This window comes from Roseovarius sp. MS2 (assembly GCF_051447875.1).
GTDB classification, from domain to species: Bacteria; Pseudomonadota; Alphaproteobacteria; order Rhodobacterales; family Rhodobacteraceae; genus Roseovarius; species Roseovarius mucosus_A.
Genome location: NZ_JBKHVF010000001.1, coordinates 579,665 through 592,291, shown reverse-complemented (window position 1 = coordinate 592,291; position 12,627 = coordinate 579,665). Strand labels below are relative to the sequence as shown.

Genomic DNA, 12,627 nt, shown 5'->3' with positions numbered 1-12,627 from the left:
GAGCCAACATGCACGCATATCGCAGCCATTCCTGCGCAGACCTGACAAAAACGGACGTGGGCGCGGATGTGCGCCTTGCCGGTTGGGTGCACCGTATCCGCGATCATGGCGGGGTTCTTTTTATCGACCTGCGCGATCATTACGGCGTAACTCAGCTCATTTGTGACCCCGATAGCCCGGTTTTTGCGCAAGTGGAAAAGCTGCGCAGCGAATATTGCATCCGAATCGATGGGGCGGTCAAAGCGCGCGATGCTGGGTTGATCAACGCAAAGATCCCGACTGGCGAGATTGAGGTGTTCATCCGCGATATGGAGATTCTGGGCTCTGCCGCTGAATTGCCGCTGCAGGTGTTCGGCGATCAGGAATACCCAGAGGAAACACGTCTGCGCTATCGCTATCTTGACCTGCGCCGTGAGGCGATGCAGCGCAATATGGTGCTGCGCTCGGATGTGGTGGCCGCGATGCGCCGTCGCATGTGGGACAAGGGATTCCGCGAGTTTCAGACACCGATCATCACGGCCAGCAGCCCTGAAGGCGCGCGCGACTTTCTGGTGCCGTCGCGTTTGCATCCGGGCAAGTTCTATGCGTTGCCACAGGCACCGCAGCAGTTCAAGCAGCTGATCATGGTGTCGGGCTTTGACAAGTATTTTCAGATCGCGCCCTGTTTCCGGGATGAAGACCCGCGCGCCGACCGTTCGCCCACGGATTTCTACCAACTCGACCTTGAGATGAGCTTTGTCGAGCAGCAGGATGTCTTTGACACCATCGCGCCGGTGATCGCAGGTGTGTTCCAAGAGTTCGGTGGCGACAAGACGGTGGATGCGCCCGAGGCATGGCCGCAGATTTCCTATGCGGATTCAGCGCTCTGGTATGGCACCGACAAGCCCGACCTGCGCAACCCGATCAAGATGCAGGATGTTTCCGAGCATTTTCGGGGGTCCGGCTTTGCGATCTTTGCCAAACTGTTGGAGCAAGACGGCACAGAAATTCGCGCCATTCCCGCGCCCACGGGCGGCAGCCGCAAGTTCTGCGACCGCATGAACGCCTTTGCCCAGAAAGAGGGCCTGCCGGGGATGGGGTATATCTTCTGGCGCGAGGCCGATGGCGCGATGGAGGCCGCAGGCCCCCTTGCCAAGAATATCGGCCCGGAACGCACCGAAGCGATCCGCCAGCAGCTTGGGCTTGGTGTGGGCGATGCTGCGTTCTTCCTTGGCGGCAAGCCTGCGGCGTTTGAGCGGGTGGCGGGCAAGGCGCGCACGGTGATTGGCGATGAATTGGGGCTGACGGATCAGAACCGCTTTGCCTTTGCCTGGATCGTCGATTTCCCGATGTATGAGGCCGATGAGACCACCGGCAAGGTCGATTTCTCGCATAACCCGTTTTCGATGCCGCAGGGTGGGATTGACGCGCTGAGCGGTGATCCTCTCAAAGTCTTGGGATATCAATATGATCTGGCCTGCAACGGCTATGAGCTGGTGTCGGGCGCGATCCGAAACCACAAGCTCGACATCATGATCAAGGCATTTGAGCTGGCCGGGTATGGCGAGGAAGAGGTGCGCAAGCGGTTTGGCGGCATGGTCAACGCGTTTCAATACGGCGCCCCGCCGCATGGCGGCTGTGCTGCGGGCATTGACCGGATCGTGATGTTGCTGGCGGGTACGTCGAATATTCGCGAGGTTATCATGTTCCCGATGAACCAGCGGGCCGAAGACCTGATGATGAATGCACCCTCTGATCCGACCTCGGATCAGTTGATGGAGCTGGGATTGCGGATCATTCCACAAGACTAGGCGGGGCTTTCCCTTGGCGTGATATTCGGGCAATGTCGCGCCAAGGAACTGTGCAAGGCCCGAAAAAATGACGCAAAATAGGCCAGTTGGGCCAAAGCTGGTGAATTGGACCCCGCCGCCCGCGCCGGATGGTGCGCCGCTTGTTGGGCGATATGCACGGTTGGACAGGCTGGATTCGGATCGCCACGCGGCAGATCTGCACCGCGCGTTTTCGGTGGATGATGCGATTTGGGACTATCTGCCCTATGGGCCGTTTTCGTCCTCGGCGCAGTTGCACCGGTGGGCGCGGGAGATGGCGGCGGGGAGTGACCCGCTGTTTTATGCCATTACCGACCTCGACAGCGGGCATTTGGGGGGCGTTGCCAGCTATTTGCGGATCACGCCGCAGGCGGGCACAATCGAGGTGGGGCATATCAATTTTGCCGCCTCTCTTCAGCGCACCCGTGCCGCAACCGAGGCGATTTTCCTTTTGATTCAATGGGCTTTTGAAGCGGGCTATCGCCGGTTCGAATGGAAATGCGATGCGCTTAACATGCCTTCGCGACGGGCGGCGCAGAGGTTTGGGCTGAGTTACGAGGGGATTTTCCGGCAGGCGACGGTGGTCAAGGGGCGCAATCGCGACACGGCGTGGTTTGCCGCGATTGACGCCGAATGGCCTGCGTTGAAAGAGGCCTTTACGCTTTGGCTGGACCCGTCAAATTTTGACGCTCAGGGCCAACAGCGCGAGAGCCTTGGCAGCCTCACGCGGTTGGTTCGGGTGGCCTCTGATCCGGCGCAGCGCTGAATTCCCCTTATATTACAAAAGGTCAGGCGGTGTGGCCTCTCGTGCCAGTTCTGCGGCAACCTGATCCAAAGGCACGATGCGGCTGTCCTTTTCGCCCAAGCGGCGCAGGGATACGGTGCCATCCTCGACCTCGCGCGGGCCGCAGGCGAGGATCACAGGAACCTTGCCCAAGGAATGCTCGCGGACCTTGTAATTGATCTTTTCGTTGCGGGTGTCGGCCTCGGCGCGGATGTTAAGGTCTGTAAGGTTTTGGGCGACTTTTGTAACGTAGTCGTCGGCCTCAGACACGATGGAGGCGACCACCACCTGACGGGGGGCCAACCAGAAGGGCAGGCGGCCTGCGTGCTCTTCGATCAGGATACCGATGAAGCGCTCGAAGCTGCCCAGAACCGCACGGTGCAGCATCACGGGACGGTGTTTGGCCCCGTCGGTGCCGATGTAATTTGCATCCAGCCGTTCGGGCAGAACGAAATCCACCTGATGCGTGCCGCATTGCCATTTGCGCCCGATGGCATCGGTCAGGGTGAATTCGAGCTTGGGCCCGTAGAACGCGCCTTCGCCCGGATTAACCTTGGGTTCGATGCCTGCGGCGCGGGTGGCGGATAGAAGGGCGGCTTCGGCCTTGTCCCAGACCTCGTCTGATCCGGCGCGCACATCGGGGCGGGTGGAAAAGAGAACTTCGAAATTCGGAAAGCCCAGATCGGTGTAGATACCCGACAGAAAGGTGATGAAGCGTGCGGTTTCCGATTCGATCTGATCCTCGGTGCAGAAGATATGCGCGTCATCCTGCGTAAAGCCCCGCACGCGCATGATGCCATGAAGCGCACCCGAGGGTTCGTAGCGGTTGCACGAGCCGAATTCAGCCATGCGCAGGGGCAGGTCGCGGTAGGATTTGAGGCCCTGATTGAAAATCTGCACATGGCAGGGGCAATTCATCGGCTTCAATGCGTTCAAGGCTTTTTCGCGGGCGTGATCCTCGTCGACTTCGACGATGAACATATTTTCCTGATACTTTTCCCAATGGCCGGATCTTTCCCACAGCTTGCGGTCGACCACTTGGGGCGTGTTCACCTCGACATAGCCGCCGCGGCGTTGCTGGCGGCGCATGTAATCCTGAAGCGTGGTGTAGACGGTCCAGCCGTTGGGGTGCCAAAACACCTGACCGGGGGCCTCTTCCTGCATGTGGAAAAGATCCATTTCGCGGCCCAATTTGCGGTGGTCGCGGCGATCGGCCTCTTCAAGGAAGTTCAGGTAATCCTTGAGCGCGTCGCGGTTCTGGAACGCGACACCGTAGATGCGTTGTAGCATGGGCCGCGTGCTGTCGCCACGCCAATAGGCGCCAGCCACGCTCATGAGTTTGAAGGCGTCGGCGGGCACCTGCCCGGTGTTCTGCAAATGCGGACCCCGGCAGAGATCCTGCCAGTCGCCGTGCCAATACATGCGCAGCGGCTCAGACCCGGGGATCGCCTCGATCAACTCGACCTTATAGGGCTCACCTGTGTCGCGGTAATGCTGGATCGCGCGGTCGCGGTCCCAGATTTCGGTGCGCACCGGATCACGCAGGTTGATGATCTCTTTCATCTTTTTCTCGATGAGACCGAGATCTTCGGGGGTGAAGGGGGCTGTGCGGTCAAAATCGTAATACCAGCCATTCGCGATGACCGGGCCGATCGTGACCTTCACATCTGGCCAGATTTCCTGCACCGCGCGGGCCATGATATGGGCAAGGTCGTGGCGGATGAGTTCGAGCGCGGGCGCGTCATCCTTGATCGTGTTGATGCTGATGGTTGCGTCGCGATCAATGGGCCATTGCAGGTCCCAATGTGCGCCGTCCACATGGGCGGAAATGGCGCGCTTGGCCAGTGACGGCGAGATGCTGGCGGCCACCTCTGCGGGGGTTACGCCTGCGCTGTATTCGCGCGCATTGCCATCGGGAAAGCTGAGGGAAATCTGGGCCATTTTCTTGGCTCCTCGTCGGTTTGGCGCCCACGGAACGCCCGGTTGCGGGTTTGATACGCGTCACATGCCCGTTCAGGCGGCCAAGGTCAATAGGAGGGCTTTTCCGCACGGAATTTTGCATGCAAAAGCATACGTTTCTCCTTTTGTCGCAGTGCAGAAAAAACCTATGGACATGTCGGATATGAGGCCCTAAATGCCGTATATCGGACACGCAAGATTCTTGCGTGCGCAACCAGAAGGGGGCCTGACATGCCGAAGTATAATTCGAATTTTGAGTTGTCGGTCGCAGACATGGAGCTGATCGAAAGTGCCTTGCTCAAGACCAAGGCGGATCTAACCACACAACCTGACCGTATGGCCGACGGATTGGCCTGCGCGGATGAGACCCTGCGCAAGATCCACGATCTGCTGGGGCGGCTCCACAATCAAAAAGTGTTCTACCGGCCACGTCGCGGCGCCTATATCGGCGGCTGATCCCGGGTGCCACGCCTGCGGTAATTCCGGTTTGCGCCTCTGTGTTGCAGCGTGCATGATTGTGCCGTTGCAGAAACGGAGGGCGCGATGGCGGACCCTGACTATTTGGCTGGTCCAGAGGGCCGCAATCTGGCCTATCACCGGAGCGCAGGGAGCGGTCCGGGTGTGGTCTTCCTCGGTGGGTTCAAGTCGGACATGCAGGGCACCAAGGCGCTGTGGTTGGAAGACTGGGCGCGCTCAAAGGGGCGGGCCTTCCTGCGGTTTGACTATTCCGGGCATGGGCAATCCTCAGGCCGTTTCGAAGACGGCGCGATTGGCGATTGGGCGGCGGATGCGCGGGCGGTCATCGAAGCTCTGACGGTGGGGCCACAAATTCTGGTCGGGTCCTCTATGGGGGGCTGGATTTCGCTTTTGCTGGCGCGGGCGATGCCGGAGCGCGTTGCAGGCTTGGTGACAATCGCCGCCGCGCCCGATTTCACAGAAGACGGAATGTGGGGCAGTTTTGATGCCGACCAACGGCATGCGCTGATCGAAGACGGGCAGGTTGCGTTGCCGTCAGACTATGGCGAGCCCTATATCATCACACGGCGGCTGATCGAGGAGGGGCGCAACAATCTGGTGTTGCGCAGCCCGCTCAATTTGCCCTTTCCGGTTCGATTTCTGCAAGGCACCTGCGATAGGGATGTGGATATGTCGGTGGCAATGCGGCTGTTGGACCATGCCACGGGGCCGGATATGCGGCTGTGTCTGGTCAAGGGAGCGGATCACCGGTTTTCCGATCCAGAGTGTTTGGCGCTGATTGGCGCGACCGTGGCAGAGGTGAGCGGGTGAGCCCCTTGTCGGGGGTGCCTATCTGGTGTCATGCTGGCGTCAGTGTGTTTCCATATATGACGGGTCAGAGACAAGGATGACGGATGAGCAGTGAACCAGTCGTGTTCTTGCCCGGAATGATGTGCGACGCACGGCTTTTCGCGCCGCAGATAACCGCGTTGAGCCCGGATATGGCCGTGACCGTTGCGCCAATCACGGGCGGGGACCGGATCGAGGAAATCGCTTCAGACCTGCTTGATGTGCTGCCGCGCCGGTTTGCGCTTGCGGGGTTGTCGATGGGTGGGATCGTGGCGATGGAGATTTTACGCCGCGCGCCGGATCGTGTGACGCGGCTTGCGCTGATGGATACCAATGCGCTGGCCGAGACGCCGCAATCGGCCACGGCCTATGAGCCGTTCATCATCAAGCTGAGAACCGGGGCGGTGGCCGCGGCGGCGCAAATGTTGCTGCGGCCAGAGTATCTGGCATCTGGGCCACGGCGGGCGGAGGTGATGGCCGAGGTGGTGCGGATGGCCGAGGCGATTGGGCCGGAGGTGATTATCCGGCAGACGCGGGCGTTGCAGCGCCGGCGCGATTATCAGGCGGTGTTGCGGCGGTGTCAGGTGCCGGTGCTGGTGCTGTGCGGAGAAGAGGATGGGCTGACGCCGGTCAAGCGGCATCGGTTCATGGCCGATCTCATCCCCTATGCCAATCTGGTGGTGGTGCCGGGGGCGGGGCATTTGCCGGTGCTGGAGCAGCCCGAGACGACGACGGCGGCGTTGCGAGGGTGGCTGCGGCAGCCGCTGGTGCTGCAACGGCGGGTTGATGCGTGAGGGAAGTGGCGGCGGGTGAACCCGCCGCCTGATGTTTCAGCCGGTTGCGCGGGCGTTCTTATTCGCCGGCTTGGGATCTTTGCGCGCGTTGGCGTCGATGAAATCGAGCACCAAGGGCCGGATGTTGTTGCGCCAGGAGCGGCCCGCGAAGATGCCGTAATGCCCGGCCTCGGGTTCCAAATAGCTGGCCTTGAGGCTGTCGGGCAGGCCGGTGCACAGATCCAGCGCCGCGACGCATTGACCGGGGGCCGAGATGTCATCCTTGCCGCCTTCGACGGTCTTGACCGCGACGCGGGTGATCTTGCCCAAATCCACCTTGTGCCCGTTCACGACAAACCGGTTTTGCGCGATTTCCAAGCCTTTGAAAATACGCTCTACCGTGGAGAGGTAGAATTCGGCGGTCATGTCCATCACGGCCAGATATTCATCGTAAAAGCGGTTGTGGGCGTCGTTGTCAGAGGCTTCGCCGCCCGCGACACGCATGATCTGATCCGAAAAGGCCGTGGAGTGGCGTTCGGCATTCATTGACATGAACGAGGCAAGTTGCAGCAGGCCAGGATACACCTGACGGCCGACGCCTTTATACTTGAACCCGACCCGTTGGATCATGGTTTCCTCTAGCTGGCCCATGGTGACGCGGCGGCCAAAGTCTGTCACATCGGTCGGGGTGGCATCGGGGTTGATCGGCCCGCCGATCAAGGTCAGCGTGCTGGGCTGTGCGTCTGGGTCCAGTTCCGCCAAATAGGCGGTGGCGGCCAGTGTCAGCGGCGCGGGCTGGCAGACGGCGATCACATTGACGTCTGGGCCCAGTGCCTTCATGAAATCGACAAGATAAAGGGTGTAATCCTCGATATCGAATTTGCCTTCGGACACGGGAATATCGCGCGCGTTATGCCAGTCGGTGACATAGACCTCGCAATTCACGATGAGCGATTTCACCGTCGAGCGCAGAAGCGTGGCGTAATGGCCCGACATCGGCGCGACCAGCAAGATCTTGCGCGGTTGTTCCGGGCGGCCCGAGACGTTGAAGTGGATGAGATCGCCAAAAGGGCGCGAAACGACGGTTTCAATGTTCACGAGGTGATCGCGGCCATCCTCATGGGTAAAGGTGCGAATGCCCCAGTCAGGCTTGGACACCATACGCTTGAAGCTGCGTTCTGTTACTTCACCCCAAGCTGCCATCCATTGCAAAGCAGGGTTTGGCACCATACTGAAAAGCGGATAGGATGCGAGTGAGAGGGCGGAGGCACCCAGCCATTGATTGGTATTTCGGAGGGATTCCATCAGGTCGTATGTGGCCATGTAGCGCATGTTCGTCTCCTGTTCGGGCGGGTGGCCCGGTTTGCTCGTCGTATGATCCCCTCCGATCAATATGACGCTATGCTGCATAGCAGAAAATGTTAAGGGGAAATAGTCAAAATGGCAACGCAAGACGATGTCGCATGGCAGAATCTGGAAAAACTCAACGAGAACCTTGCCAAGGTCGAGCAACTTTCTCAGCGGCTGATTCAAGCACTTGCTGCGCGTAATCCTGCCAACCCCACTTTGAACGGCCCCAATCAAGAGCTTTTTGCCAAGGCGGCAAAATCCTATTGGGCCGAGGCGGTTGAGAATCCCGGCAAGATCTATGAGCAGCAGCTGGAATATTGGGGCAAGTCGGTGCGCCATTTTCTAGAGGCGCAGCAGGTCATGCTGCGGGGCGAACCGGTGGCAGAGGAAGCAGAGCCCGATCCCTTGGCGGGCGACAAGCGGTTTTCCAACCCGCTGTGGAACACGCACCCCTATTTCCGTTACATCAAACAGCAATACGCGCTGAACGCACAGGCCATCGAAAATGCGGTGGGCGATGTCGAGGACCTGCCGCCCAAGGATAAGCGGCGGCTGGATTATTTCGCGCATCAGATTATCGACATGATGTCGCCCACCAATTTTCTGGGCACCAATCCCGATGCTCTGGAACGGGCCGTGGCGACCGAGGGCGAAAGCCTGGTCAAGGGGCTGGAAAACCTGATTGCGGACCTAGAGGCCAACAGCGGCGAATTGGTGGTGCGGCTGGCCGATGACAAGGCGTTCAAGCTGGGCGAGAATATCGGCACCACGCAGGGCGAGGTTGTTTACCGCAACCGCATGATGGAGCTGATCCAATACAGCCCCACGACCGAACAGGTGCATGAGATTCCGGTTGTGATCTTTCCGCCGTGGATCAACAAATTCTACATTCTCGATCTCAAGCCTGACAACAGCATGATCAAATGGGTGGTTGATCAGGGTTACACGCTGTTTGTCGTGAGTTGGGTGAATGCCGATACGAGCCATGCCGAGGTGGGCATGGAAGATTATATCGAAGAGGGCTTTCTGACTGCGATTCGCGAGGCCAAGGCGATCACGGGCCAAAAAGAGGTGAACGCCGTCGGCTACTGCATCGCGGGCACCACCCTGCATATGACGCTGGCGTTGATGGCCAAGCGCGGGGATAAGTCGGTCAAGTCCGCGACGTTCTTTACCGCGCTCACGGATTTTTCGGAGCAGGGGGAATTTACGCCCTTCCTGCAGGATGATTTCATCGACGGGATCGAGGATGAGGTGACACAGCAGGGCGTGCTGCGATCCTTTATCATGGGGCGGACCATGTCTTTTCTGCGGTCGCGTGATCTGATTTATCAGCCCGCCGTGCGCAGCTATATGATGGGCGAGGCCCCGCCCGCGTTTGATCTGCTGTATTGGAATGGCGATGGGGCGAACCTGCCGGGCAAGATGACGGTGCAATATTTGCGTGGTCTGTGTCAGGGCAACAACTTTGTCACCGATGGATTCGAGATTTGCGGCGAGCGGTTGCATATCCGCGATGTCAAAGTGCCGCTGATGTCGATCACCTGCGAGACCGATCACATCGCCGCGTGGAAAGATTGCTATCGCGGGTTCCAGCAGACGGGGGCCAAGGACCGGACATTCATTGTTTCGGAGTCGGGCCATATCGCCGGAATTGTAAATCCGCCCACCAAGAAGAAGTATGGCCATTACACCAATCCGGATCTGAGCGCCGATGCCGAGGCGTGGATGGAAGGGGCGGAATATACCGCCGGATCGTGGTGGCCGCGGTGGGAATCGTGGTTGGCCAAGCGATCTGGCAAGATGATTTCGGCACGTGAACCGGGCGATTCGGAGCATCCGGCATTGGCCCCGGCCCCTGGCACCTATGTGCGTAAAAAGGCAACGCTTTGATCTTTTACGCTTTTTTATTAAGCTCCCGGTGAAAATGCTGCAGTGCAGAAAAAGCTTGAAATGCTGCAGTGCAGCATGTATATCTAAGTGCAGTTACAGAACCGGCGGACTGATCCGCCCTAGCCGAAAGGACCGAACCAATGGCAAAAGCACAAGATTTCACCGCGATGTTCAAAGATGTCATGGGCACATTCCCGGTTGACACCAAAGCTCTGGAAGACGCGTTCAAGAACCAAGCAACCCTGAGCGAGAAGCTCTCGGGTGTGGCTCTGACCGCTGCCGAGAAGTCGGCCGAGATTTCGAACAAGTGGACCAAAGACACGCTCGCCAAGCTGAGCGAAATGTCCAAAGCCAAAGCTGAGCCCGCTGATTACGCCAAGGCGATGACCGATTTCGCATCGGCCAATGCCGAAGTGGCCGCCGAGAACATGGCAGCCTTTGCCGAAGTGGCAAAGAAAGTTCAGATGGAAACCGTTGAGCTGATGCTTGCTGCTGGCAAGACCATGCAGGAAGACGCCACCAAGGTTGTCAAGAAAGCCGCAGACGACGTGACCGCAGCGACCCAGAAGGCAACCGCAGCGGCCAAGTAAGGTTAGCAGACCCATACCCTGATCCCCTCCCTTGAGGGGTATGGACTGCGAAGGGCGAGCCATGCGGCTCGCCCTTTCTTTTTGTGGCGCTTGTGTCTAAGCTGTGCTGCAGCGCTGCATTCTCCGGGAGGATACCCCTTGGCCGACTCCAAAAAACCGCTGCTGATCAAACGCTACGCCAGCAGGCGGCTCTACAATACCGAGACATCCGATTACGTGACCCTTGAGGATATCTCGGAATTCATCCGGGAAGGGCGTGAGGTGCAGATCATCGACCTCAAATCCGGGGATGATCTGACACGGCAATACCTTCTTCAGATCATTGCCGAACACGAAAGCCGGGGTGAAAGCGTGCTGCCGATCAATGTGCTGAATGATCTGGTGCGCAGCTATACAACGCAGGCGACCAGCGTTGTGCCCGAGTTTCTTGCCGCCAGTTTCGAGATGCTGCGCGACGGGCAATCCAAGATCCTTGAGAATATGACCAAGGCGAATCCTCTGGCTTCGATGCCGGGCATGGAGGCGATGCGCGCGCAGCAAGAGGCCTTTATGAAAGCGATGACAGGTGGGTTCAAGGGCATGGGCACAAGTGCGCCCCAGTCCGAAACGCCCGCAGGTGAGAGCAAGGAGGGGCTGGATGACATCAAGAAACAGCTCGCCGAATTGCAGGACAAACTGTCGAAGCTGGGCAAATAAGCCGACATGGTTGAGAGCCCGGGGCGGATAACCCTGTGGGGGATCGAAGTGTTCATGGCGGCGGCTGATGAGCGCTCTATTTCCGCTGCGGCGCGGCGGTTGGGGGCAAGCCCTTCGGCGGTGAGCCAGCAGTTGACCAATCTCGAAGGGGCGGTGGGGGCCACGCTGTTGCAGCGCAACGCGCGGCCCATCCGCCTGACGCCTGCGGGTGAGATCATGCATCGGCGTGCCTTGGCCATTCTCAACGAGGCGGCGCAGGCGCGGGCAGAGTTGGCGATGTCGCATCTGTCGACGCTGACGCGGTTCCGGCTGGGAATGATCGAGGATCTGGAGGCGGATGTGACGCCGCAGCTTTTGACCCATATGGCGGGTGAGTTGAAAGGCTGTCAGTTTCTGCTGGAGACGGGGGCCAGCCATCATCTTTATGATCAGCTTGATGCGCGCGCGCTGGACGTGATCGTTGCGGCGGAACTGGGCGGTGAGGCGGATTGGGTAGAGGTGCACCCTGTGCTGCGCGAAGGCTTTGCCGTGGTGGCCCCGCGTGGCGTGATCCGACCCGAGCGCGATGTTTTGCGGCAGCTTAAACGCCTGCCGCTCATTCAGTATACGCAGCGGCATTATATGGGGCGGCTGATATCGTCCCATCTGGCGCGGCAGAATCTAAGTATTCCACACCGGTTTGAGTTGGACAGCTATCATTCCATTCTGGCCCTTGTGGGGCAGGGGGCGGGGTGGTCGATCCTGACGCCTTTGGCGCTGATGCGGGCGCGGCGCTTTGCCGATCAGATTGATGTGTTCGAATTGCCGATGGCTCCTCTGACACGCACGATCAGCGTGACGGCCCGCAAGGGGATTTTGCAGGACATGCCCGCGACCTTGGCGGAAAAGCTGAAACCCATTCTGCGCGATACGATTGTCACGCCAATTGTGGCGCGGCATCCGTTTCTGGGTGACGGTCTGTCGCTATTCTGAGCCGCTGCGGCGGTCGCGAAAGAAGGTCTTGAGCAGGGTCTCAGCCTCTGTCGCGGCGATGCCGTCATAGATTTCGGGCACATGGTGGCATTGCGGATGGCTGAACACCCGCGCGCCCATGGCCACGCCGCCAGATTTCGGATCGGCGGCACCGTAATAGAGCCGGGCAATGCGGGTGGCTGCGATGGCACTGGCGCACATGGCGCAGGGCTCGAGTGTCACGTAGAGATCATGCCCCGGCAGACGTTCCGAGCCAAGGGCGGCGCAGGCGGCGCGAATAGCCAGTATTTCGGCATGGGCGGTTGGATCGCTCAATTCGCGGGTGCGATTGCCTGCACGTGCCGCAATGGCACCTGACGGGGTGACAATGACAGCGCCCACTGGCACCTCGCCCCGCGCGGCGGCGGCGCGGGCCTCGTCGAGAGCGATATCCATATAGCTGCGAAATGTCATGTGCCGCTTGTGCCGCGTGCAAGACGCTTTCGCAAGCGCTGCAA

The 12,627-nt window shown here is 59.5% G+C and carries 12 protein-coding genes; 9 read left to right on the top strand and 3 right to left on the bottom strand.

Annotated features, from left to right (window positions below):
- Nucleotides 1–8: 8 nt before the first annotated feature.
- Nucleotides 9–1,790 carry an aspartate--tRNA ligase gene (aspS, locus tag ACLGGT_RS03020; RefSeq protein ID WP_151977257.1) on the top strand — a complete coding sequence of 594 codons (1,782 nt, stop codon included), beginning with the start codon at nt 9–11 and terminating at the stop codon, nt 1,788–1,790.
- 67 nt (nt 1,791–1,857) lie between these two features.
- On the top strand, nt 1,858–2,574 hold the full coding sequence (locus ACLGGT_RS03015; protein ID WP_151977259.1) for a GNAT family N-acetyltransferase: 717 nt from the start codon (nt 1,858–1,860) through the stop codon (nt 2,572–2,574).
- A 12-nt stretch (nt 2,575–2,586) separates the two neighbouring features.
- Here ACLGGT_RS03015 and thrS read toward each other — a convergent pair whose 3' ends face one another.
- Complete coding sequence (gene thrS / locus ACLGGT_RS03010; RefSeq protein ID WP_437195014.1) at nt 2,587–4,533, bottom strand: threonine--tRNA ligase; 1,947 nt, start codon at nt 4,531–4,533, stop codon at nt 2,587–2,589.
- Nucleotides 4,534–4,782: 249 nt separating this feature from the next.
- Here thrS and ACLGGT_RS03005 point away from each other — a divergent pair, with 249 nt between their 5' ends.
- From ACLGGT_RS03005 to ACLGGT_RS02995, 3 genes are all read left to right on the top strand, one after another.
- A complete protein-coding gene (locus tag ACLGGT_RS03005; protein ID WP_008279152.1) occupies nt 4,783–5,007 on the top strand; it encodes a hypothetical protein in 225 nt (74 codons plus the stop codon).
- An 87-nt stretch (nt 5,008–5,094) separates the two neighbouring features.
- The gene (locus ACLGGT_RS03000) at nt 5,095–5,838 is read left to right on the top strand and encodes an alpha/beta fold hydrolase (protein ID WP_437195012.1); all 744 of its coding nucleotides are present in this window, start codon (nt 5,095–5,097) and stop codon (nt 5,836–5,838) included.
- Between the two features lie 83 nt (nt 5,839–5,921).
- On the top strand, nt 5,922–6,650 hold the full coding sequence (locus ACLGGT_RS02995) for an alpha/beta fold hydrolase (protein ID WP_008279150.1): 729 nt from the start codon (nt 5,922–5,924) through the stop codon (nt 6,648–6,650).
- A gap of 36 nt (nt 6,651–6,686) precedes the next feature.
- On the opposite strand, the gene phaZ is transcribed toward ACLGGT_RS02995, so the two are convergent.
- Nucleotides 6,687–7,961 (bottom strand): polyhydroxyalkanoate depolymerase, encoded by a 1,275-nt coding sequence (gene phaZ / locus ACLGGT_RS02990; RefSeq protein ID WP_037296657.1) that lies wholly within the window; start codon nt 7,959–7,961, stop codon nt 6,687–6,689.
- A 108-nt stretch (nt 7,962–8,069) separates the two neighbouring features.
- Here phaZ and ACLGGT_RS02985 point away from each other — a divergent pair, with 108 nt between their 5' ends.
- The 4 genes from ACLGGT_RS02985 to ACLGGT_RS02970 all read left to right on the top strand — a co-directional run bounded on the left by ACLGGT_RS02985 (nt 8,070) and on the right by ACLGGT_RS02970 (nt 12,130).
- On the top strand, nt 8,070–9,872 hold the full coding sequence (locus ACLGGT_RS02985; RefSeq protein WP_437195011.1) for a PHA/PHB synthase family protein: 1,803 nt from the start codon (nt 8,070–8,072) through the stop codon (nt 9,870–9,872).
- Between the two features lie 140 nt (nt 9,873–10,012).
- Nucleotides 10,013–10,462, top strand: coding sequence for a hypothetical protein (locus ACLGGT_RS02980; RefSeq protein WP_008279146.1), 450 nt, complete (start codon nt 10,013–10,015; stop codon nt 10,460–10,462).
- 138 nt (nt 10,463–10,600) lie between these two features.
- The gene (phaR, locus tag ACLGGT_RS02975; RefSeq protein WP_008279145.1) at nt 10,601–11,158 is read left to right on the top strand and encodes a polyhydroxyalkanoate synthesis repressor PhaR; all 558 of its coding nucleotides are present in this window, start codon (nt 10,601–10,603) and stop codon (nt 11,156–11,158) included.
- 6 nt (nt 11,159–11,164) lie between these two features.
- Nucleotides 11,165–12,130, top strand: a complete 966-nt coding sequence (locus tag ACLGGT_RS02970) for a LysR family transcriptional regulator (protein ID WP_008279144.1) — start codon at nt 11,165–11,167, stop codon at nt 12,128–12,130.
- On the opposite strand, the gene ACLGGT_RS02965 is transcribed toward ACLGGT_RS02970, so the two are convergent.
- Nucleotides 12,122–12,583 carry a nucleoside deaminase gene (locus tag ACLGGT_RS02965; RefSeq protein WP_008279143.1) on the bottom strand — a complete coding sequence of 154 codons (462 nt, stop codon included), beginning with the start codon at nt 12,581–12,583 and terminating at the stop codon, nt 12,122–12,124. The two genes, ACLGGT_RS02970 and ACLGGT_RS02965, sit on opposite strands and share 9 nt — an antisense overlap.
- Nucleotides 12,584–12,627: the final 44 nt, after the last annotated feature.

Coding starts and splice junctions, on each gene's coding strand:
- aspS (WP_151977257.1), top strand. CDS start 9: ATGCACGCATATCGCAGCCATTCCTGCGCAGACCTGACAAAAACGGAC.
- ACLGGT_RS03015 (WP_151977259.1), top strand. CDS start 1,858: ATGACGCAAAATAGGCCAGTTGGGCCAAAGCTGGTGAATTGGACCCCG.
- thrS (WP_437195014.1), bottom strand. CDS start 4,533: ATGGCCCAGATTTCCCTCAGCTTTCCCGATGGCAATGCGCGCGAATAC.
- ACLGGT_RS03005 (WP_008279152.1), top strand. CDS start 4,783: ATGCCGAAGTATAATTCGAATTTTGAGTTGTCGGTCGCAGACATGGAG.
- ACLGGT_RS03000 (WP_437195012.1), top strand. CDS start 5,095: ATGGCGGACCCTGACTATTTGGCTGGTCCAGAGGGCCGCAATCTGGCC.
- ACLGGT_RS02995 (WP_008279150.1), top strand. CDS start 5,922: ATGAGCAGTGAACCAGTCGTGTTCTTGCCCGGAATGATGTGCGACGCA.
- phaZ (WP_037296657.1), bottom strand. CDS start 7,961: ATGCGCTACATGGCCACATACGACCTGATGGAATCCCTCCGAAATACC.
- ACLGGT_RS02985 (WP_437195011.1), top strand. CDS start 8,070: ATGGCAACGCAAGACGATGTCGCATGGCAGAATCTGGAAAAACTCAAC.
- ACLGGT_RS02980 (WP_008279146.1), top strand. CDS start 10,013: ATGGCAAAAGCACAAGATTTCACCGCGATGTTCAAAGATGTCATGGGC.
- ACLGGT_RS02970 (WP_008279144.1), top strand. CDS start 11,165: ATGGTTGAGAGCCCGGGGCGGATAACCCTGTGGGGGATCGAAGTGTTC.
- ACLGGT_RS02965 (WP_008279143.1), bottom strand. CDS start 12,583: ATGACATTTCGCAGCTATATGGATATCGCTCTCGACGAGGCCCGCGCC.